Annotated in this window: 14 protein-coding genes and 3 pseudogenes; 10 read left to right on the plus strand and 7 right to left on the minus strand. The window is 62.9% G+C overall.

The window, feature by feature from the left end:
* The first annotated feature begins 388 nt into the window (after positions 1 to 388).
* On the plus strand, positions 389 to 1,453 hold the full coding sequence (locus HAP41_RS02080) for a nucleoid-associated protein (protein ID WP_166061604.1): 1,065 nt from the start codon (positions 389 to 391) through the stop codon (positions 1,451 to 1,453).
* Positions 1,454 to 1,533: 80 nt separating this feature from the next.
* A pseudogene (locus HAP41_RS50600) lies at positions 1,534 to 1,914 on the plus strand (RelA/SpoT domain-containing protein); the annotation flags it as partial.
* Between the two features lie 435 nt (positions 1,915 to 2,349).
* Here the strand turns inward: HAP41_RS50600 and HAP41_RS02085 are convergent.
* The 6 genes and pseudogenes from HAP41_RS02085 to HAP41_RS02110 form a co-directional block, all read right to left on the minus strand.
* Positions 2,350 to 3,696, minus strand: coding sequence for an IS5 family transposase (locus HAP41_RS02085; protein WP_166053956.1), 1,347 nt, complete (start codon positions 3,694 to 3,696; stop codon positions 2,350 to 2,352).
* 407 nt (positions 3,697 to 4,103) lie between these two features.
* Positions 4,104 to 5,330, minus strand: a complete 1,227-nt coding sequence (locus HAP41_RS02090) for an IS91 family transposase (protein ID WP_166061603.1) — start codon at positions 5,328 to 5,330, stop codon at positions 4,104 to 4,106.
* Between the two features lie 20 nt (positions 5,331 to 5,350).
* A complete protein-coding gene (locus HAP41_RS02095; RefSeq protein WP_029085027.1) occupies positions 5,351 to 6,211 on the minus strand; it encodes a tyrosine-type recombinase/integrase in 861 nt (286 codons plus the stop codon).
* Positions 6,212 to 6,534: 323 nt separating this feature from the next.
* A pseudogene (locus tag HAP41_RS02100) lies at positions 6,535 to 7,201 on the minus strand (SOS response-associated peptidase).
* A gap of 6 nt (positions 7,202 to 7,207) precedes the next feature.
* Complete coding sequence (locus HAP41_RS02105; RefSeq protein ID WP_166061601.1) at positions 7,208 to 7,708, minus strand: hypothetical protein; 501 nt, start codon at positions 7,706 to 7,708, stop codon at positions 7,208 to 7,210.
* A complete protein-coding gene (locus tag HAP41_RS02110) occupies positions 7,709 to 8,122 on the minus strand; it encodes a hypothetical protein (RefSeq protein WP_166061600.1) in 414 nt (137 codons plus the stop codon).
* A 367-nt stretch (positions 8,123 to 8,489) separates the two neighbouring features.
* Between HAP41_RS02110 and HAP41_RS02115 the strand changes: the two genes are divergently transcribed.
* The 6 genes and pseudogenes from HAP41_RS02115 (at position 8,490) to HAP41_RS02140 (ending at position 15,789) form a co-directional block, all read left to right on the plus strand.
* A complete protein-coding gene (locus tag HAP41_RS02115; RefSeq protein WP_166061599.1) occupies positions 8,490 to 8,633 on the plus strand; it encodes a hypothetical protein in 144 nt (47 codons plus the stop codon).
* 535 nt (positions 8,634 to 9,168) lie between these two features.
* Positions 9,169 to 10,781: pseudogene (locus tag HAP41_RS02120) on the plus strand (arylsulfatase).
* A 582-nt stretch (positions 10,782 to 11,363) separates the two neighbouring features.
* Positions 11,364 to 11,954 carry a trypsin-like peptidase domain-containing protein gene (locus tag HAP41_RS02125; RefSeq protein WP_166061597.1) on the plus strand — a complete coding sequence of 197 codons (591 nt, stop codon included), beginning with the start codon at positions 11,364 to 11,366 and terminating at the stop codon, positions 11,952 to 11,954.
* A 309-nt stretch (positions 11,955 to 12,263) separates the two neighbouring features.
* Positions 12,264 to 13,685, plus strand: coding sequence for an MATE family efflux transporter (locus HAP41_RS02130; RefSeq protein WP_166061596.1), 1,422 nt, complete (start codon positions 12,264 to 12,266; stop codon positions 13,683 to 13,685).
* Entirely contained in the window at positions 13,682 to 14,332 is a 651-nt protein-coding gene (locus tag HAP41_RS02135; protein WP_166061595.1) for a 2-hydroxychromene-2-carboxylate isomerase, read from the plus strand. The genes HAP41_RS02130 and HAP41_RS02135 overlap by 4 nt, the downstream gene beginning before the upstream one ends.
* A 143-nt stretch (positions 14,333 to 14,475) precedes the next feature.
* Positions 14,476 to 15,789, plus strand: coding sequence for an SMI1/KNR4 family protein (locus HAP41_RS02140; RefSeq protein ID WP_166061594.1), 1,314 nt, complete (start codon positions 14,476 to 14,478; stop codon positions 15,787 to 15,789).
* Between the two features lie 6 nt (positions 15,790 to 15,795).
* On the opposite strand, the gene HAP41_RS02145 is transcribed toward HAP41_RS02140, so the two are convergent.
* On the minus strand, positions 15,796 to 16,911 hold the full coding sequence (locus tag HAP41_RS02145; protein ID WP_166061593.1) for an FUSC family protein: 1,116 nt from the start codon (positions 16,909 to 16,911) through the stop codon (positions 15,796 to 15,798).
* Between the two features lie 119 nt (positions 16,912 to 17,030).
* On the opposite strand from HAP41_RS02145, the gene HAP41_RS02150 reads away from it, so the two are divergent.
* Positions 17,031 to 18,401: an MmgE/PrpD family protein gene (locus HAP41_RS02150; protein ID WP_248577170.1), complete on the plus strand. Its 1,371-nt coding sequence runs from the start codon at positions 17,031 to 17,033 to the stop codon at positions 18,399 to 18,401.
* 192 nt (positions 18,402 to 18,593) lie between these two features.
* On the plus strand, positions 18,594 to 19,868 hold the full coding sequence (fahA, locus tag HAP41_RS02155) for a fumarylacetoacetase (protein WP_166061591.1): 1,275 nt from the start codon (positions 18,594 to 18,596) through the stop codon (positions 19,866 to 19,868).
* Positions 19,869 to 19,870: the final 2 nt, after the last annotated feature.

Here is a 19,870-nt window from a genome sequence, read left to right on the forward strand (position 1 = left end):
TGGCGATCCAAGCGCGCGGTCGGGTGTGCCAGCGCTGGAAATCATTCGCGGCTTTCTACCGCGATGTCAGCCCGCCACCGAGTTGGAGGCACCTGCTTATCCGCACCGACCCGACTGGCGACTTTTCGCCGGACAATTGTCGATGGCAGGTTGCGAAGTGGTATCGACGGCGGCGACCGACCGCGCGGACACCTTGATGGCCTCGATGTTTCGGTGTGACGAACTCGCTGCCCAGAGTGGCGCGGGTCTTTGCAACCAAAGGTCTGGGGCAAATTTGTCTTGCAATCCGCTGGCCCATAGAACAGAATAAGAACCACAAGTTCCTCGCCAAGCCCGCATAAGTAGTGTTTATCCTGCTTGCCACTGTGTCTGCGGGTTGGGGAAATTCATGTCCTTTGAGAATTTGGTCGTGGAGAAGGTCATTCTCCACGAGGTCTTCAAGCGTCGCCATGACGGGGCGCTAGTGACACCTCGCCATGCGCTGCAACTGGTGGTGTTGCCGGCCGACGCGATGGGATCATTCACCGAGCGGGTCGTTGACGCCATGGGTGACGCTTCGCAAAGCATGGAATTAGAGATCGCGGAATCCGGACCTGACAGTGCGGTTGCACAAGCCGCCTCGTTAGTCGGCAAACCGGATCGTGCCTTCATTGCGGGCTCCGCCAAGTTCGCGGATAAGCTGGCAAATGCCCAACAGGCCAAGAACCTCCCCGGCGGCATTGTGGTGGTCTTCACCGGTACCGTTAGTGCCAGTCCACGACCGTTCGTCGCCATTATCAAAGCCGAGAAGCAAAGTGGCTTCCGCGAACGCGGTACGGCGATCCAGTATTTGACTGACCTTTTCCTGACGCCTGCTTCGAAGCTGTACAAGATCGGCTTCTTCACCTTGGTGGATGCGCGCCGGAATTTACCGGAAGCGTGGAGCGCGCATGTCTACGATAGTCACATGACACAGCGAAACCGCGAAGGGGCCGCCAAGTACTTTTATGGCACTTTTCTGGGATGCAGGTTGCCGGAGAACAGCGCATACCTGACGCGCTCATTCTTCGAAAACACGCGCGAATTCATCCGCCAGCTACCCGTTGAGCCTGAGGTGAAGGACGACCTGCTGACTTCGCTCTACACCTACCTGAAGGTGGACCAGACGCCTATAATCCAGGTTAACAGCTTCTCAACGGCTTATCTGCCAAATGATGCTCACGATCAGTACACGAACTATATGCGGAGCAAGAACTTCCCGCTCACTGCCGTTCAGAAGGACATCGCCGACCTCGCGGGGCAACTTCGCAAGCGGCGAGTGAGGTTCTCCGGCAGCATCGAATTGAGCGGGCCACCTGAGGCCTTCAAGGACCTAATCAACATGGAGATGGTTATGGCAGATGGTGCCGGCCCTGGGCAGTCCGCTGAGTGGACGCGCATCACCATCAAAGATCGTATCCGCACACAAGAATGACCGAAGAAGAATTTCTCAGTCGCTGGTCTCAGGAACGCCCTAGTGTCGAGGCGTGGGGGAAGTTTGTTGCCCAACAGTTGATGGAGCAGATCGCGCCGCTCGTTGCGCCCGTTTCGGCTGATATTTTCGTTCGCATCCCCGCTTTACCGCGAGTGAAGGGAGATGGCTCGATCCTCACAAAAGCGTTCTATCGCGGTAAGGAATATTCTGATCCGCTCAACCAGATCACGGATAAAGTCGGTGTGCGTTTCGTTGTATTGCTGGACAGAGACATTGCAACGGTGTGCCGCGCGATCGAGCAATGTGGAGAGTGGGAAGCATCTAAGGACCGCGACTACGAGGATGAGCGCGCGCAGGCTCCGTATGCGTTCACCTATCAATCGGTACACTACGTGGCGCGCGCGAAAGGTGAAAAGAAATTAGGTGAACTCGTTGTGCCGACTGGGACGCCTTGCGAAATTCAGGTGCGAACGCTTTTGCAGCACGCCCACAGCGAGATGACGCATGACACCATTTACAAGCCAAGCGTGGTGCAGACACCCGAGATGCACCGTGCCGCAGCCAAGAGTATGGCCCTCATCGAGGCCACCGGCGACTATTTCCGAGAGCTTATGGAACTCATCGAGAGAAACGTCGCGCCTGCACGAGAGCTATCGAAGCAAATGACGGCGTTATACCGCGAACTCGTTGGTCGAGAGCCCGATCCGACGGCAGCCGAAGGCCTTCTGAATGATGCGTTTGAGGTTTTCGCTGCTGGGAAGCCAGAGGGTGATGTCCGCACGCTTTTTGCGGAGAAATCATTTCTGCTTGACCGCATCAAAGAGCGGGCTCCAACGAAGCTCCTCTTTCGCCAACCGAGTATCCTGCTCGCCTATGTCGCAGTATGGAGTCGTCCGTTAAGAATCCGAATTGAGCGGGATGGGACATGTGAACGTGCGCCATATCCGGATCAGGAACAGGTCCAAGAAATCTCTCAGCCAGGCGAGGATGCGGCGGAAGTTGTGGCCTACGGCGGAGAGGACGACGTTGGCGGCGTCTCCTGCGCGGCCTTTGAGGTAGCAGCGCCCGAGGTGACCTTCGGCCTTCAGGTGTCCGATGATGGGCTCGATGGCGGATCGGCGGCGCAACTCGCGCTTGATGATCCCGAAGACGCCGCGCTTCTGGCCGGAGATGAAGACGCGACGTGGATTTTGAGCGTCGTGGCCGCGATACCCCTTGTCGACATAGGCCCGCTCGATCGGACAGCCGGTGAGTGCCTCGGTGCGGTCGATGACGTCGCGCAGGGTGTGACCGTCATACGGATTATCGGGCAGCGCCCTGACGTGTAGCACGAACAGACCGCCGGGAGCTCGGCGGTTGTTGGTGACGATGGAAGCCTTGACGCCGAACTCGTACGGCGCGGAGGCCTTGCCCTTGCCGATGCACTCCACCTCCGGGGCATGGAAAGAATAAAGCTTCCAGCCGCGTTGGCGCTGCTGCTGCGAGCGGATCTGGCTGGCCCGGCCAAGCGGAAGGGCGAACGCCTCCTCCAGGGCTGGCTGGCCGTCGATCTTGCGGCGGATATCGCGGATGATCCGGCCGAGCCTTGAGCGCAGGATACGCAACTGCCGCTGATGCCGCCTGAATTGTTTGGCATGGGCGTAGCGGCCCGCCATCATCGCGGCGGCCTTGGCGATCCGAGAATAGGACTGCCGCAGCCTGACGCCGTGCCTTCTCGCCAGGCGATTGAGCCCCTTGATGGCCGCATGCAGCAGCTTGGCGTCGGTCGGAAAGGTGATGGCCTTTGGCTGCACCGTGGTATCGACCGTGACCCGCTTGAGGTCCTGGCCGCGTAACGCGCCGGCCTCGTGCGCCACCCGCAGGCTCTCGGCCAGCAGCAGTTCCAGCTTGTCGCCGAGCCGCTTGCGCCAATGGCTCAGGTCCGATCGCTCGTGCGGGAAGGCGTGCTGGAAGAACTCTTCGCCGGTGAAGTACTGGAAATACGGGTCGTGGACCCAGCGCTCGCAAATCCCCTCATCGGACAGCCCGTAAATCTGCTTGAGCAACAGCAGCCCGATCATGAAGCGGGTCTCGATCCCCGGCCGGCCGTTCTCGCTGTAGAGCGGCGCGATCTCGCCGTCGATCCAGTCCCAATCGATCTTGCCGGCCAACAGAACCAGCTCGTGCTTCAGATTGATGATCTGGTCCAGCCGCGCCCGGAACAGGTCGTTCGATCCCGTCGTCTTGTGCTTCTTCGGTCGCATCGTCCCCTCCGATGCAACACAGAATCATGGTCCGCTGCGAAAGGGAATCTGGAGGGTTCTGTGAGGTCGCGCTCACGCGAGGGCGCGGCAGGCGCTTATGACGCGACCTCATTGAAGCCGGATTGAACGAAGGCGCGGGAGGCTATTCGCGGTTTTGCAGCTATGGGGATTGTTCGAGATCGCCATGCCCGATCTGCTGGCTCGGCGCGTGAGGCAGAGACACAGGAGTGCGCATCCTGGAAGAGTTGAGATCAGACGCGCTTCGCCTGAGATCGCGATAGGCCTTTTGCTGCATCGGACGGTTGTTGTCGCGCAGTGTGACAGCACGGATTCGACATCGTCCGCGATGATCGAGACGCTGGGAGCGAAATGACGAATGATGATCGTCGTGCACGACATGACTTGGCTCACGATGTGTCGCATCGGAACGGTGATGTTCGAGGGCTGGGGCGTCTGAAGCTATGTCGAAAGCGCTCAATGATGCGCATGACGCCACCACAATCGGGACAGGCAGGAACCTCGGCCCAGGTTTGAGCCTCCGAATCCACAGGCGACGGCTGGCCATCGTTTGGGGCTGTTCGCTCATGATCGAGAAGTTCGCGGCAAAGGGCGAGCTTGGCAGCGCGATGGCGGTTGGCCATGAAGCCGAAGTGGCGGATGCGGTGGAAGCCGTCAGGCGGCGTATGAAGCAGGAAACGGCGAATGAACTCATCGGGCTTGAGATTCATGATCTTTGTCGCGCTGTTTTGGCGATAGTCCTTCCATGAGAAGGCGACATGATCGTCGTCGAGTGCGACGAGCCGGCTGTTGGCGATCGCGACGCGATGGGTGTAGCGGCCGAGATAGGCCAGGACCTGTGCGGGTCCGCCGAAGGGCCGCTTGGCGTAAGCAACCCAGTTGATGCGTCGCATGGCGTCGAGGTGGGCCGCAAAGGCAGCCGGCTCGGCCAGAGCTCCGAGATCGCCGAAGAAACGCAAGGCACCGGAGTTGAAGGCTGCCGACAGACGTTTGAGAAAAAGTGTGCGAAATAGTCTGGACAACGGTTTGACGGCCAGGAAGAAGTTCGGTCGGCAAGCGGTCCAGCGCGCGCCATCGGGCGAGAGGCCGCCACCCGGAACGACGCAATGGACGTGGGGATGATGCATCAGCGTCTGTCCCCAGGTGTGGAGGACGGCGACGCCGCCGATCGCACCGCCGAGCCGGCGTGGATTGGCGGCGAGCGTCGTCATCGCCTCGGCGGCAGCCTTGAACAGGATGGCATAGACGACGGCCTTGTTCTGGAAAGCGATCGCGGCGATCGGTGCGGGAAGTGTAAAGACGACGTGGAAATAGGGAACCGGAAGCAGGTCGGCTTGACGCGCGGCGAGCCACGCGGCTCGGGCTCTCCCCTGACACTTCGGACAGTGCCGATTGCGGCAGGAATTATAGGCAACGCGTGTCGTGCCGCAGTCGTCGCAAGCCTGCATGTGGCCGCCGAGCGCCTCGGTCCGGCACGCAACGATCGCGCTCATCACGCGCCGCTCGACCCGCCCCAGATGACCGGCATGTACACGGCGATAGGCGTCGCCATGCCGGCGCAGAATATCGGCAATCTCGATGGCGGGCCTGTTGGAGCGGATGTCGGAGCGGGTCATGACCCGCATCCCGCTGCGGGTCATCCAGGTGGCGTCACCTCCAGCGACAGGCGATCGAGCGGGCTCTGCGTCGCTCGGATCGTATCGGTGGCGACCTGCGTGTAGCGCGCTGTCGACGACAAATTATTGTGCCCGAGCAAGACCTGGATGATCCGGATATCGGTTCCGTTCTCGAGAAGATGTGTCGCGAAGCTGTGGCGCAGCGTGTGCAGCGTGACGCGCTTGGTCAGGCCCGCAGCCTTCACCGCCGACCGGCAGGCGGCATGCAGCACGGTCTGATCGATCGGATGATCTTCGTCACGACCAGGGAACAGATAAAGCCGCGGCCGGGCGAGCCGCCAGTAGGTGCGCAGGATGCCCAGCAGCTGGGGCGACAGCATCACGTTGCGATCCTTCGCGCCCTTGCCGTGGCGCACCTGGATGACGCCGCGGGCGCTGTCGATGTCTTCGATCCGCAGTCCCGCAACCTCCGAGGCCCTGAGCCCGGCCGCATAGGCGGTGGTGAGCGCGGCGCGGCTCTTCAGGCTCGATACCGCTTCAAGAAACTGAACCACTTCGTCGGCGCTGAGAACGACCGGCAGCTTGCGCGGTTCTCGCGCATAGGGAATGCGCTCTGGGATGAGCGCCTCGCCGAGCGTGACGCCGTAGAAAAACCGTAGCGCACAGACGATCTGGTTCAGCGCCGGCCATGAGATGCCGGTCGAGACCAAATGCACCTGGAAGGCGCGGACGTCTTCCAGCTCTAACCGGTCAGGCGATCGGCCAAAATAGCGGCTGAACTTCGAAACCGCGCTGATGTAGGATCTTTGCGTCGCCGGCGACAGATTGCGGACGGTCATGTCTTCGATCATGCGGCGGCGAAGAGGGCTCAAATCGGCCATCTCGATACTCCTGTCTGAGGGGGTGGGCTCCAACACCCACATCCTCTCAGCCAGGAGGCGATCTATGCCACCTTGCCCCCTACGCCGCGGCAGCGGCTTCGTTCAATCCACAATCGAATTTGCAGGCTTTGGCGGTCTTTACCTCCCAATCCCTGCAATCTCAAACCGTCTCAAATCCGAAAAACAGACTCTCGCTCAATCGCTTAGAGCCTTGTTCACGGACGACTATGGAAGCGCCCGGCCGACGCACAAGACGCTTGGCCGCTCACGTTCGCGGAATTGAAGCCTATCTACACCGATCTGGGGCACGCTGCCCCGGCAAGTTAGGCAGCCGTTTCTGCCCGATCTTCCTTGTCCGCTCCCCGCATGACGATCTTCAGCGCATCATCAGGTAACGGCCGTTGCAGTGCCTTTGCCTCGTCCCACGGCGCGCGCATCCACACGTCGCTCCTCGTCGGTGGTCAAGATCACCGGCATGGCCTTTGGATGGATCGGCTCGACCACAGCGTTTGGCGCGGTCGTCAGGAAACCATAGACCTGATGCGGCCCAGGTATCGGCTTCAACTTCGTGCCGCGATCACCCTTGAACGTCGTCCAGATGCCAGCGAAGGCGACCAACGGTCGATCGTCATTGAGTGCAAACCAGACCACATCCTTTTTCTTGGTCTCCGGGTTCGGCTCTGGCGCATACTCGGCGAAGCTGTTGAACGGCACTAGGCATCGGTTCTCAGGCTTGAGCCAGCCGCGCCAGTGCGGGGACGATGTGTTGCGAATGTTGGTGACCGGCGGGCCGCCTGTGCGCGGTGGCGGTGGCATGCCCCATCGCATCATGCTCAACTCGCGTCCGGCGTCGGTGTTGCGCACCACCGGAGCCGGATAATCCGGAAAGACGCCCGGCATCGACGCGAGGTTGCCGACATAGCGATTGACGACGCGGAACAGGTTGATGATCGCGGCTTGGTTGGTGGTGATGCTGTAGAGGTTGCACATCTGAATTTAACTGTTGCGCTTCTCGCTCATGATGTAGGCGGCACGCACGGTTGCTTCGATTTCCAAGTGCATCGATTGTAGTATTGCCACCAATTCCTCAGCTTTTGGCACAATAAGATATCCACTCTCCTTGTACCGGAAAGTATGTTGCTTGTGGTAAGGAGCCATCCACACAACGATGTGCTTTACGCGGTCGTTGGCCGACCTGTACCCAAGCTCAATTGCGCGGGCGTAGGCTTTTTCGAGATCGTGTCGGATGTCAAACAGCTCTTCCTGCTCGCCACCCGACGCGAGAATTTGAGCTTTCAATAGCAATTCGAGCGCGTGGCAAAACAGGAAATATCGCGGACCAAAGCTTTTGAAATCCGTGAGCTGCTGTGCCGCGCCGATGTACGCTTCGGCATCGTTCGCAAATCCCACAGCGAGCAACTCGTTCGACTTGGTGTAGTCGTCTGGGCTGCTGATGCGCTTGATCCTTACGATTGGCGGTTTCTTACCTGTGGTCACTTACCGTTCCCCCGGCCACCACGTTGACGGCGGATCGCTCGCGCTGATCTTGGTCCGCCGCAGGGCGACCAGATGGCTCCGCTTGTAGGGATAGCCGCGAACCTGCGAGCAGTCCTTGCAACGCATGTAGCGCTCCAACTCGTGAACCGGCGTGCACTTCGGTCGCCGCACGATGGTCAGATCGACGGTTTGGTTGGTGTCGCAGCCAAGGCAACGCACTTCGAGGTAGCCGTAACCGGCATTGAGCGCATCGCCGAGCGTGGGCGACGGTTGCGCTGGCCCCTGGAAACCGAGCATGCGCGCGTTCCACGCCGCAACGGCGAGCCGGTCGGCTGCCTTGCGAGCCTCCGCTGCCTGCTCTGCCGCCGCCCGGACCGATGCGCCGTAGATCGTCTCGCGTGATTTGGTTCCCATGGCGAGAGGATCGCCGGGCCGCGCGAGACAGGCAAGCCGCTACAGCTTGCGGTGGATAACGCGCCGGGCACAACGGAGGCGACAACGTCCCAAAAGCGGCGGATCGAGCTGCTATCGTCTTCGGGTTTGCACGAGCGTGGTCACGACCACTGGCACCAGAACAAAAACAAGGACGATGACGAGTGCTCCGAAGGACCCCATAGCGCTGATCTCCGTCAGACCGGTCTCTTCCCTAATGTTAATTCATCAGAAGGACGGTCCCGTGCGACAAATCGCTACTGTGCGCTTTCGTCTCCACGCATATCCGATGGCGGTCGACAAGCTGGAGCTGCGCGCTTGGCTCCGGCGTCGGCTCCGAGAGCCGCCGATGGTCGCGATTGATCCGGCCCGCTTCACGATTTCGGATGCCGACATTGCGCTCATTCTGGGGACCGCGCGCGAAGCTGCCGCCGGGCCGGACGGGGCCGATGGCGGCTCGGACAACCGCCATAGCTTAGCCCCAGGGCAGTGAACTCACTCCCGCTTTCGAGGCATAGCGGACGATACCCGGATTTGCCGCTGGCTCAACCGGTCGCGAATGACCCGAAACGGACGTGACGACCCCGCGCACAGAAGGCTCGCATTTTCATCGACCACGATCACGACTATCGGCTGCGCCATCAGATCCGTGTCCAGTCCAGAGGCGTACGTGTCCCCCCAAGGGTCGGCCAATCCTTGATCTGGATCAATGGGACCTAGACCGCTTTGTGCCGGTCTCCCACCGAGCACTCGCCTGCCACATGGGTACGGCGAGTGCTTCACGGTTCTGAGCAAGCTTTCCATGCATTTGGCGCGGCGCCTTTGACGCCCGCAAAAAGGAGGGTGACGCCATGTTTCGCTGCGCACACAAAGATACAAGATCCGGCATCCCAAACCTGCGTAACGTTGCGACAGGTTGGCACAAACGATCCTGCGCCGCGCTTCTCGGCGCCACGACACTGGTATCGCTATCGCTGTCCGGACCGGCGGTGGCGCAAACACCGCAGAAGCCAAACATTCTCTTCATCATGGGCGACGACATCGGATGGATGCAGCCGCGCATCTACCATCAAGGGCTGATGGTCGGCGAGACGCCCAACATCGACCGCATCGGACAAGAAGGCGCCAAGTTCATGCACTACTACGCCGAGCAGAGTTGCACTGCGGGGCGCAACGCCTTCTTCACCGGCATGAACCCGCTGCGCACGGGCATGATCCCGCCGCAGCTGCCGGGAAGCCCGACCTATCTGCTGCCTGGGACGCCTTCGATCGCGTGGTTCCTGCGCGACCTTGGCTACAACACCGGCGAGTTTGGCAAGAACCACCTGGGCGACCACACCGACGCGCTGCCGACCGCCCACGGCTTCCACGAGTTCTGGGGCTATCTGTACCACCTGGATGCGATGCAGGGCGTGAGCTTCCTGGACATTAACAAGACCCCGACCCAGCAGACCGTCGCCCCACCCTGCAGGAACACACCGATCCCGGGTATTGCGGAAGTGCCGGGCGCGGTGGATCGAAGATGGTAACGAAGACAAAGACCTGCCTGACGCCGCCGCGTCCGGTCATCTGGTGCAAGTCCTCCGACGGCACGGCGAAGAACCAGACCTGCCAGGACCAGGGTCCGCTGACCCTTGAGCGTTCGAAGGGGGTGGACGAGGAAATTTCGGCCAAGGTCATCGACTTCCTCGACCGCAACGATCCCAAGAAGACCAACAAGCCGTTCTTCGTCTGGTACAACCCGGCACGCATGCACGTCACGACCGTGCTGAACGACAAGTACATGGCCATGGTCGGCGAACCTGGTGGCAAGGACTGGGGCGTCAACGAAGCCGGCATGAAGCAGATGGATGACAATATCGGCTACGTGCTGCAGAAGCTGCAGGAGATGGGCCAGCTCGACAACACCATCGTGGTCTTCACCACCGACAACGGCGCCGAGACCTTCACCTTCCCCGACGGCGGCGTCACGCCGTTCAAGGGCTCGAAGATGACCACCTGGGAAGGCGGCATGCGCGCGCCGTGCGTCATCCGCTGGCCAGGCGTCATCAAGCCGGGCACGGTGAAGGACGAGATCTTCGCCTCGCTCGACTGGCTGCCCACGTTCGTCGACATCGCCGGTGGCCCCAAGGGCGACGGCCTCAAGGCGCAGATCGAGGCCGGCAGCTACCCGGGTATCGTCAAGACCACGCTCGACGGCTTCAATCAGCGCGACTACCTGGAGGGAAAAACCGAGAAGTCCGCGCGCGACGTCTTCTTCTACTATTCCAGCGCCCATCCGTCGGCGGTGCGCTACAAGAATTGGAAGATGTATTTTGCGATCGCGCCCGAAAACGCGACGGGTTTCGTGAACCCGGGAGTCCAGACCCAGTTCGTGGCCGGCATGGTAAACCTCAAGCGGGATCCATTCGAGATGTCGTGGGGCGATGAGAAAAAGGCTGCTTTCTGGTTCAGCGGCGCGCTCGCCGGGCCGGCCACAGGTTACATATACGACTGGAACCTGCTGCCCATCGGCCAGGCGCTTTGGCTCGCGGAGCTGGAGACCTACAAGACGTTCCCGCCGATGCAGGATCCGGCGAGCTACAACTTGGATCAGGTCATGAATCAGCTCAAGAAGGGGCAGGGCCACCCGAGCCAATAGCCGACCGCGCGTAACACGGCAATGCGAGCGTCCCTACGGGGGCGCCCGCACGGCACGTGAAGCGATGAATGCGCTTCCCGTGCAGTCGTGGCCTTTTTCTTACGTAAGCGGCAACGCCAGCCTGACCTCTCCATCACTTCCAAGACTGACGACCACGTCACGCTGCGCTGCATGAGTCCGGATGTGGCCCTTCGCTTCATTTGGCTGCGATGCGGAATTTGATCGCTATGGAGGTATAGCGAACATTGAGAACGCCAGCGTCAGAGGCCGCAGGAAGGCCGTCGAGCACGCCACGGCGGCGGGGACACCACCGGGCGGGCCGCGCCACCGCACAGGCGGCGACGGCGCATCGCCGCCCGAAATTTTGTACCGATCCGCAACGCAATCTGGAAAACTGCCGACCCAAATATCTTGAATGTGTGCCGTTGCGCGGTCCCCCCATCCTTTTCCCTCTCTCAGAGGACCCCAGCCCCGAAAGCTGTCACTTAGACACTCTCTGGGGCGTTGCGCGACGATCATCAGCCTCGACCGCATCACGATCGCTGCGGTAGGCTCGCGGTCGCAGGCAGGAGGGGGCATTCGATGACGTTGGCGGTTGCGATGAACGCCGTGGTGCAGGTCGGCGGCGGCGGTCGGGGTTTCATTGTCCGCGCTGGCATCGATCGTTTCGTTGTCACCGCCGCGCACTGCGTGCCACGCGAGGGCATTCCGACGCCCCATCTGTCGAACGACGCTTCCGACCTGACGTTCGAGAACATCATCGGCCCGTTGGGCGGGGAGCCTACAATCTGGGGCGAGCTTTGCGTCTACGGTCTGACCGATGACATCGCGGCCTTTTGCGAACCGGCGGTCGGCGATCTGGAAGACGAATATGCGCAATATGTGGCTTTCACCGACGCTGCGGCGCTCGTGATTGGCGACCGTCCCGATGTCGGCACCGAAACAGCTGCCTTCGTTCTTTCGCTCGATGGAGCATGGCAACGATGCATCGCGCACAACGATGGCAGGTTTTTGCATATCAGCAGCCCCGATCGCATCATCGAGACCGGCATGTCCGGCTCGCCGATCGTGGACGAGAGCGGCGCGGCCATCGGTCTGATTTCGACGGGTAACGGCCCCAGCCTGACGGCATGTCTGCCGCCATGGCTGCTGCGGAGGCTCGATCGAGCGTGACGACTGATCGACGGTCGCGCATCGATGTCGATCGCGTCGAGAGACCCGCAGGGGACGTGCGTGGTGCGTCTCTGGGCTGTCCGACGCATTCGGGTATAGTCAGCGCGAGGACGCATCAGCGGGCGTCCCTGCGAAGCCCACGCGTAGGGAACCCTGTGAAGGGGACACTATAGGGACACCACTTTTGGTTTCCCCTGCCCGATCAACAGGTTAGATAGAGCCTCATTCTCTCACAAGGGGAGAGGGTGAAGAAGCATCTCGCACTCGGGGGCCATGTTTTCGACGTGCGGCTGTGCTATTGCAACCGCCATGCTCGACACCGTCCAGCCTCGTCCGCAGCCGCAAGCCGGCGTGCCGCAGAACCATCTCGCCGAAGAGTTCGTCGAGACGCTGCGGCTGGCCGTGCCGATGATGCTGACGCAGCTCGGGCAGATCGCGATGATCACGACCGATCTCGCGCTGATCGGGCGGCTCGGCGAGGATGCGGTCGCGGCCGCCGCGCTGACGCACACGGTCTATTTCGTCAGCTTCACCTTCGGGCTCGGATTGATGGCCGCGGTATCGCCGCTGGCCGCGCAGGCGTTCGGTGCCGGCGACGTCAGGCGCATCCGCCGCTCGCTGCGCGCCGGCCTGTGGATCGCACTCCTGATCTCGCTGCCGATGATGGCCTCGCCGCTCTATGGCGAGCGCATCCTGCTGGCGCTCGGACAGGCGCCGCAATCGGCCGCGCTCGCGCAGCGCTATCTGAACGGGCTGGCCTGGGGCATCGCGCCGGCGCTCGGCTTCATCGCGTTGCGCAGCATGATGAGCGCGGTGAACCGGCCGCAGCCGCCGCTGTGGATCACCGTTGCAGCGATCCCCGCCAACGCGGCGCTGGTCTATTGCCTGATCCACGGCCTGTTCGGCCTGCCGGAGCTCGGCCTGTTCGGCGCGGGGCTTGCGACCACGCTCGTCAATCTCGGCACCTTCCTCGCCGTGCTCGCCATCGCCGCATGGCGAAAGCCGTTCGCGGACTACCGCCCGCTCGCTCATCTGTGGCGGATCGACTGGCCCCTGATGCGACAGCTCATCGCGGTCGGCGCGCCGATCTCGTTTTCCCTGCTGCTGGAATACGGCCTGTTCTCGTCCGCCGCGCTGCTAATGGGATTGATCTCGACCACGGCGCTTGCGGCGCACCAGATCGCGCTCCAGGTCACGGCCGTGCTGTTCATGGTCCCGCTTGGCATCGGCATGGCGGCGACGGTCCGTGTCGGCCATGCTTTCGGCCGCGACGACCCGGCCGCGGTGAGGCGCGCGGGCCTCGTCGCGGCGGTGCTTGGCGTAGCGTTGGTCTCGGCCCTGACCGTTGCCATCATCCTCGGCCGCTACGAGCTCGGACAGCTGTTCTTCGGGAGCAGCGAGGCCAGCGCGGCCACTGTCGAGCTGACGGCGACCCTGCTGCTGGTCGGCGCCACCTTCTTCATCGCCGACGGCCTCCAGACCATCATGGCCGGCGCGCTGCGCGGCATCAACGATACAAGGATGACGTTGCTGTTCGCGGCGATCGGCTATTGGTGCATCGCCTTTCCCATCGCCTGGGTGCTGGCCTTCAATGCCGGGCTCGGCGCGGTCGGCGTCTGGATCGGGTTCTCGACCGGCACGTTCGTCTATGCCGGCCTCCTGATCTTGCGCTTCCGCATGCTGACGCGCAGACTGGGCGGGATGATCGGGATCATGGAGCCGGTGCGATGACCCTGTCCGTCGATCTCTTCTACTCCTACCGCAGTCCCTTCAGCTATCTGGCACTGCCGAAGACGTTCAAGCTCGTCGAACAGTACGATCTCGCGGTGAATTTGCGGCCGGTCTATCCGCTCGCCGTCCGCGTGCCCGGCTTCTTCAAGAAGGCCAGTCCGAACTTCATTCGCTATGTGGTGCTCGACAGCACGCGCGTGGCGCAGCACGAGGGCATCCCGTTCCGCTTTCCGAGGCCCGATCCGATCGTGCAGGACAAGACGACATTCGATGTTGCGGCCGAGCAGCCCTACATCCACCGCCTGACCCGACTGGGCGCGATGGCGCAGCTCGAAGGCCGCTCGCTCGCATTCACTGACGCGATCGCGCGCGTGCTGTGGGACGGCTCGGTGGCGGGCTGGAACGAAGGCGATCACCTCGCGCGCGCCACTGAAGCAGCCGGCTTCGATCTCGCCGCGATGGATGAAGCGATCAGTGCCGACCCCGATCGCTACGAGCGGGTGATCGCCGAGAACGAGAAGGACCATGCCGCCTCCGGTCATAGGGGCGTGCCGACCTTCGTGTTCGAGAACGAGCCGTTCTTCGGCCAGGACCGCATCGACCTGCTGGTCTGGCGCATGGTGGCCAAGGGCCTGAAAAAGCGCTGATTGTAGTTTTGGACGCGTTTTCTTCACGCGAACCGCTATCCACTTCGCTCGAAAACGCTCCTGCCTGCCGGCATGAACCGGTTTCCCTGAAACTGCGACTGAGACGTGGCGCCCCGATCCCGGTGGCGCGTTCGGAGGGTCGCATGTATCTGGCAAAGTTCTTCCACCGCGCGCCCGGCGATGACGATCGCGAATTGATGCTGGTCCCGGGCAGCGATCCCATGGTGATCGGCGTTCATATGAACTGGAAGGGCGAGCCCGACGCGAACGAATTCCTGCGCGAGGAATTTCCTGATATCGCCGGCGCCGCAGCGGCTTTCCGCCGCCATGTCGCCAAGCTGGTCGCGGCCGGCTATGTCGAGACGGATCATACCAACTACACGCTGCGCGACCTCGGGCCCAATCCGCGAGCCAAGCCGGACTGGCAGAAGGGGCTCGATGAGCTGATGATCCTGGCGCTCAGCGCGCCGATGGCCGAGCAGGCCGCGCAGCTCGACGCGCTCAAGGGCACGCCGGCCGAACATGAGCCGTTGTATCTCTGGCACGCCGCTCGCCGCGGCAAGGTCGCCGGTGAAGATCTCGCACAGGCGGTGCGCTTTGCCGAACAGGCGCGCGATACGCTCGTTGCGCGGCGCGCTGCCGGGCAGCCGCATTATGCGTGGTCCATCTATGAGAACGACCTCGAGGGGCGCATCCTGGAATTGTTGAGCGACGTCTATCTTCAGGCCGACAATCCCGAGGCATCACTGAAGACGATCGAGCATCTTTGCAAGACCGCCCCGAACCACACGCGCATCCTCAAGCGCGCCGAGTTGCTCTGCGGCTATTTTCCCGAGCGGCGCGAAGAAGCCTTTGACGACGCCTTTCAATGGTCGCGGTTCGGCGGCTATGAGGACATCATGGCGTTTCCGGGTTATGAGGACTACGAGGCCCAGCGCAAGGCGGGAACATCAAGCAAAGGCTGGCGCTGGAAACCCGGTACGCCGGCGAGCGAAGCGGACGTGAGCAAAGCGGAGCAGGGGCTCGGCGTCCGGCTCCCCGATGGCTATCGCAAGTTCCTGCTGACGCGCGGCGAAACCGAATTGCTGGTGCGGCTGCCTGAATCATCGTCCGAACTTCGCTTCTATGCGCCTGATGAACTCGCCACGCAGCTTCGCAATGTCCTGGACTTCATTGCCCATTCCGAGGACGAGCTCGAAGAGGCCTGCGCCTATTTCCGTCAGGAATACGGCGTGTCGCTGAAACACCTGGTGCCCGTCGCCGAGCCATCACAGCTCAGTCGCTGCCTGCTGCTCCATGTCGAGCCGGGCGAACGCCATGGCCAGTGCTTTCAATGGGACCATGACGGCGCGTGGGAGCTGGAGCAGCAGCAGCCGGGTTTTGACGTTGCGCTGAAGAAGCTGACCGATGGCATCGAGCGGCGCGACGCAACGCAACTCGCGTTCTTCGATCTGTAACGCGACTCACTCCGCCACGCGCGCGGACTTGTCGGTCGAGGCTTCCGACCATTCGCCGACGACGCGATCGAGATCGCAGAGATTCTGGTGCATCTGCTCCAGCGAGAAGCCGATCGCGAAGAAGCGCTCGGCGGTGTCGCCGGGCTGGCCGCGGATCAGGCCGTCATGACGGACGGCGGCAACGGCCTCGGCATAATGCTGGAGCGCGACGTGGACCGGATGGATCGCCGGCGCGCCGGCGCCCTCGCGCAAGGCAGCAGCCGCGGAGCGAAGGAAGCGCGCGATCACGGTCGAGACTTCCGTCAGCGGGCCTGCAAGCCGCATCTGCACCTCGGCCGGCAGCGGCACCACCGTGGCACGGCCGATCATCACGACGTCATGGCGCAAGCGCAGCACGGTGCGCAGCAGCGGGCCGGTGTCGGGCCCGCTCGACAGTCGCACGGAGCGCTCACGCTCGGCTTCGGCGCCGATCGCGTTCATGCCCACCATTGCCGTGCCGATGCCGTCCTGGATCCGGTGCAACGCGTCGTTGTCGCGGCCGCGCGTGAGCCCCGCGAGCAGTTCGGTGAAGGCATCCGCGATCAGTTCGAGCAGCGTGGCCGCGCTGGCGCGGATCTGCCGCACGGCGCGGGACGGCAACACCAGGAATGAGACCAGCAGGCCAGTGATGGCGCCGACCCCGACCTCGCTGACGCGGTCGATCGCCGACGCCAGGGGATCTGAATGATGCATGGTCGGAACCAGCAGCACGATGATCGCGGTCACCGTCGCGGCGTTGAGGCTTGGGTTGATCGCGGCCACGAAGGCGAGCGGCGCGACCGCCAGCACCAGCAGCCCCAACAGGCCCGCCTCGGTCGAATAAGGGATCAGGATCGCGATGGCGCCGCCATAGATGGCGCCGCCGATCGTGCCGAGCACGTAGTCGCGCGTCGCCTTCAGCGAGCGGCCAACGCTCATCTGGGTCACGATCAGCGAGGTCAGGACGGCCCAGAGCGGCAGCAGCAGATGCAGCGCGGTGGCGATCGCATAGGCCGCCACCGCGGCCACCGTGACCCGGATCGCCAATCCGAGTTGCGTCCGCCGCGACCCGATCCGGTCGAACAGCTGTTTTGCAAATGCCATCGTCAGAAGTCCCGATCCTTTTGAAGCCAGGCAAAAGCATGGCTGATGCCCGCGGCCCCAAGGCCGCTTGAAAGGCCAAATCAGCCCGCCTAACTTGCGCGCCAAAACGAGGAAACACGATGGCTCACGAAACCGCAACGCTCGCCGCCTATGTCGTCAATCTGACATACCAGGATATTCCGGTGGAGGTGCTGGATCGCGCCAAGGTGCTGACGCTGGACTTCCTCGGCAGCGCCATCCATCGGGCCCGCAGCGAGGCGGAATCCACCCCCTCGATCCTGAAGATGCTGGAAGCGCTCGCGCTCGACACCAAGGGTGAGTCCACCGTGTTCGGCGACAGCAAGACCTGGACGCCGGCGGTCGCCGCCCTCCTCAACGGCGCGCTCGGCCATTCCCTCGACTTCGACGATACCCACGCCGATTCCTCGCTGCATCCGAGCGCGCCGGTGGTTCCGGCCGCCTTCGCCGTCGGCGAGATGGTCGGCGCCTCGGGCCGCGACGTGCTGACCGCGATCGTGGCGGGCTATGAGGTCTGCTGCCGGCTCGGCAACGCGCTCGACCCGACCTCGCATTATGCGCGCGGCTTCCATCCGACCGCGACCGCCGGCACCTATGGCGCGGCGGCCGCCGCCGGCAAATTGTTCGGCCTGTCCGAGCAGCAGATCATCGCCGCGTTCGGCGTCTCCGGCAGCCAGGCCGCGGGCTCGCTGCAATTCCTGGTCAACGGCGCCTGGAACAAGCGCTACCAGGTCGGCGCCGCCGCGATGAATGGCGTGATCGCCGCGACGCTGGCGCGCAACGATTTCGTCGGCGCTACTGAATCGGTCGAGGGCAAGCACGGCCTGCTCGCCGGCTATACCGACGATGCGCATCCCGACAAGGCGGTGGCCGATCTCGGCAAGACCTATGAGACGATGAAGATCGGCGTAAAGCCGTATCCGAGCTGCCGCTACACCCATGCGGCGATCGACGCGCTGATCGCGATGCGGCGCGAGCACAATCTGACGCCGGACCAGGTCAAGCGCGTCGAGATCGGCTTGCATCGGAACGGCATCACCTTGACCGGCGATGCCGCGACCAAGCGGCATCCGACCTCGATCGTCGGCGGCCAGTTCTCGATGTTCTTCACCGGCGCGCTCGCGCTCGACCAGGGCTCCTTCGGCTGGGACGACTACAACCGCCTGGGCGACGCCGCCATCGACGCGCTCGCCGACAAGTTCGACGTGGTGCAGGACGACCGGCTCGAGGTCGGCCGCACCCATCCGTTCGGCGCGCGCGTCAGCATCACGACGGATGATGGCGTGCATGAGCGGCTCTATGCCGATCCCTCGGGCGAGCCGGATTCTTTCCCCGATGCGCAGGCGATGCAGCAGAAGTTTCTGACGCTGGCGCGCCCGGTGCTGAACGCGCGCGCGGAGAAGTTTGCCGACGCGATCATGACGCTGGAGCGGTTCGACCGCGTGGCGAAGGCCACGGAATTGGGGCGGTAGGAGATTCCCTCCGCGCAGACGGTGCACCCTCGCCCCTTGTGGGAGAGGGTGGATGCGCGAAGCGCAGCCGGGTGAGGGGTTCTCTCCGCGCGCGACTCTCTAGCGGTCTAATTCGCGGATAGAGACCCCTCATCCGGCGCTTCGCGCCACCTTCTCCCACAAGGGGAGAAGGAAGAAAGGACCAGGCCGAAAGTGACAACCCATCCCAACGACCCCAGCCTCCGCTCCTTCATCGAGGTCGATCCCGCCTCTGACTTCCCGATCCAGAACCTGCCATATGGCGTGTTCTCGACCTCGGCCAATCCGACGCCGCGCGTCGGTGTCGCGATCGGCAACTACGTGTTCGATCTCTGGGCGCTCGAGCAGGATTGCCGGCTCGACGTCGGCCCGCTCGGGGTGTTCTCCGGCCCCTCGCTCAATCCGTTCATGGCGCTCGGACCAAAAGTCTGGACGAAGACACGCGCGCGGATCAGCGAGCTGCTGCGTCACGATCATTCGGAACTGCGCGACAATGAGGAGCTGCGCAAGCAGGCCCTGGTGCCGATGCGCGAAGCAAAACTGCATCTGCCGTTCGCAGTGTCCGGCTATACCGATTTCTATTCGTCGAAGGAGCACGCCACCAATGTCGGCGTGATGTTCCGCGGCAAGGACAATGCGCTGCAGCCGAACTGGCTGCACATGCCGATCGCCTATAACGGCCGCGCCTCGACCGTCGTGGTCTCGGGAACGAAGGTGAAGCGGCCGCGCGGGCAGTTGAAGCCGCCGAATGTCGAGGTGCCCAGCTTCGGACCGTGCAAGCGGCTCGATTTCGAGCTGGAGATGGGCGTCGTGGTCGGCCAGCCCTCAGCCATGGGTGGCATGCTGACCGAGCAACAGGCCGAGGAGATGATCTTCGGTTTCGTGCTGCTCAACGACTGGAGCGCGCGCGACATCCAGCAATGGGAATATGTGCCGCTCGGGCCGTTCCTGGCAAAAGCGTTCGCGACTTCGATCAGCCCGTGGGTGGTGACGCGCGAGGCGCTGGAGCCGTTCCGGCTGAAGGGACCGGAGCAGGAGCCGGTGCCGCTGGATTATCTCAAGCAGGCGAAGCCGCAGAACTATGATCTCGAGCTCGACGTCTCCTTGCGCGCGGCCGGCGCCAATGCGCCCGCCGGCATCAGCCGCACCAATTTCAAATACATGTACTGGTCCTCGGTGCAGCAGCTCATGCACCACGCCTCCAGCGGTTGCGCGATGAATGTTGCCGATCTCCTTGGGTCCGGCACGATCTCCGGCCCGGAGAAGAACCAGCGCGGCAGCCTGCTGGAGATCAGCTGGAACGGCACCGAGCCGGTGGAATTGCCCGGCGGCGCCAAGCGCTCGTTTTTGGAAGACGGCGACAGCCTCGTCATGCGCGGCTGGTGCCAGGGCAACGGCTACCGGGTCGGGTTCGGGGAGGTCGAGGGGACGATTTTGGCGGCGGAGTAGCC

The organism is Bradyrhizobium barranii subsp. apii (assembly GCF_011516635.5).
Lineage (GTDB): Bacteria > Pseudomonadota > Alphaproteobacteria > Rhizobiales > Xanthobacteraceae > Bradyrhizobium > Bradyrhizobium barranii.

Excerpts from the sequence above, each read along its gene's own strand:
- HAP41_RS02080 (WP_166061604.1), top strand. The coding sequence starts at position 389 with ATGTCCTTTGAGAATTTGGTCGTGGAGAAGGTCATTCTCCACGAGGTC.
- HAP41_RS02085 (WP_166053956.1), bottom strand. The coding sequence starts at position 3,696 with ATGCGACCGAAGAAGCACAAGACGACGGGATCGAACGACCTGTTCCGG.
- HAP41_RS02090 (WP_166061603.1), bottom strand. The coding sequence starts at position 5,330 with ATGACCCGCTCCGACATCCGCTCCAACAGGCCCGCCATCGAGATTGCC.
- HAP41_RS02095 (WP_029085027.1), bottom strand. The coding sequence starts at position 6,211 with ATGGCCGATTTGAGCCCTCTTCGCCGCCGCATGATCGAAGACATGACC.
- HAP41_RS02110 (WP_166061600.1), bottom strand. The coding sequence starts at position 8,122 with ATGGGAACCAAATCACGCGAGACGATCTACGGCGCATCGGTCCGGGCG.
- HAP41_RS02115 (WP_166061599.1), top strand. The coding sequence starts at position 8,490 with ATGGTCGCGATTGATCCGGCCCGCTTCACGATTTCGGATGCCGACATT.
- HAP41_RS02125 (WP_166061597.1), top strand. The coding sequence starts at position 11,364 with ATGACGTTGGCGGTTGCGATGAACGCCGTGGTGCAGGTCGGCGGCGGC.
- HAP41_RS02130 (WP_166061596.1), top strand. The coding sequence starts at position 12,264 with ATGCTCGACACCGTCCAGCCTCGTCCGCAGCCGCAAGCCGGCGTGCCG.
- HAP41_RS02135 (WP_166061595.1), top strand. The coding sequence starts at position 13,682 with ATGACCCTGTCCGTCGATCTCTTCTACTCCTACCGCAGTCCCTTCAGC.
- HAP41_RS02140 (WP_166061594.1), top strand. The coding sequence starts at position 14,476 with ATGTATCTGGCAAAGTTCTTCCACCGCGCGCCCGGCGATGACGATCGC.
- HAP41_RS02145 (WP_166061593.1), bottom strand. The coding sequence starts at position 16,911 with ATGGCATTTGCAAAACAGCTGTTCGACCGGATCGGGTCGCGGCGGACG.
- HAP41_RS02150 (WP_248577170.1), top strand. The coding sequence starts at position 17,031 with ATGGCTCACGAAACCGCAACGCTCGCCGCCTATGTCGTCAATCTGACA.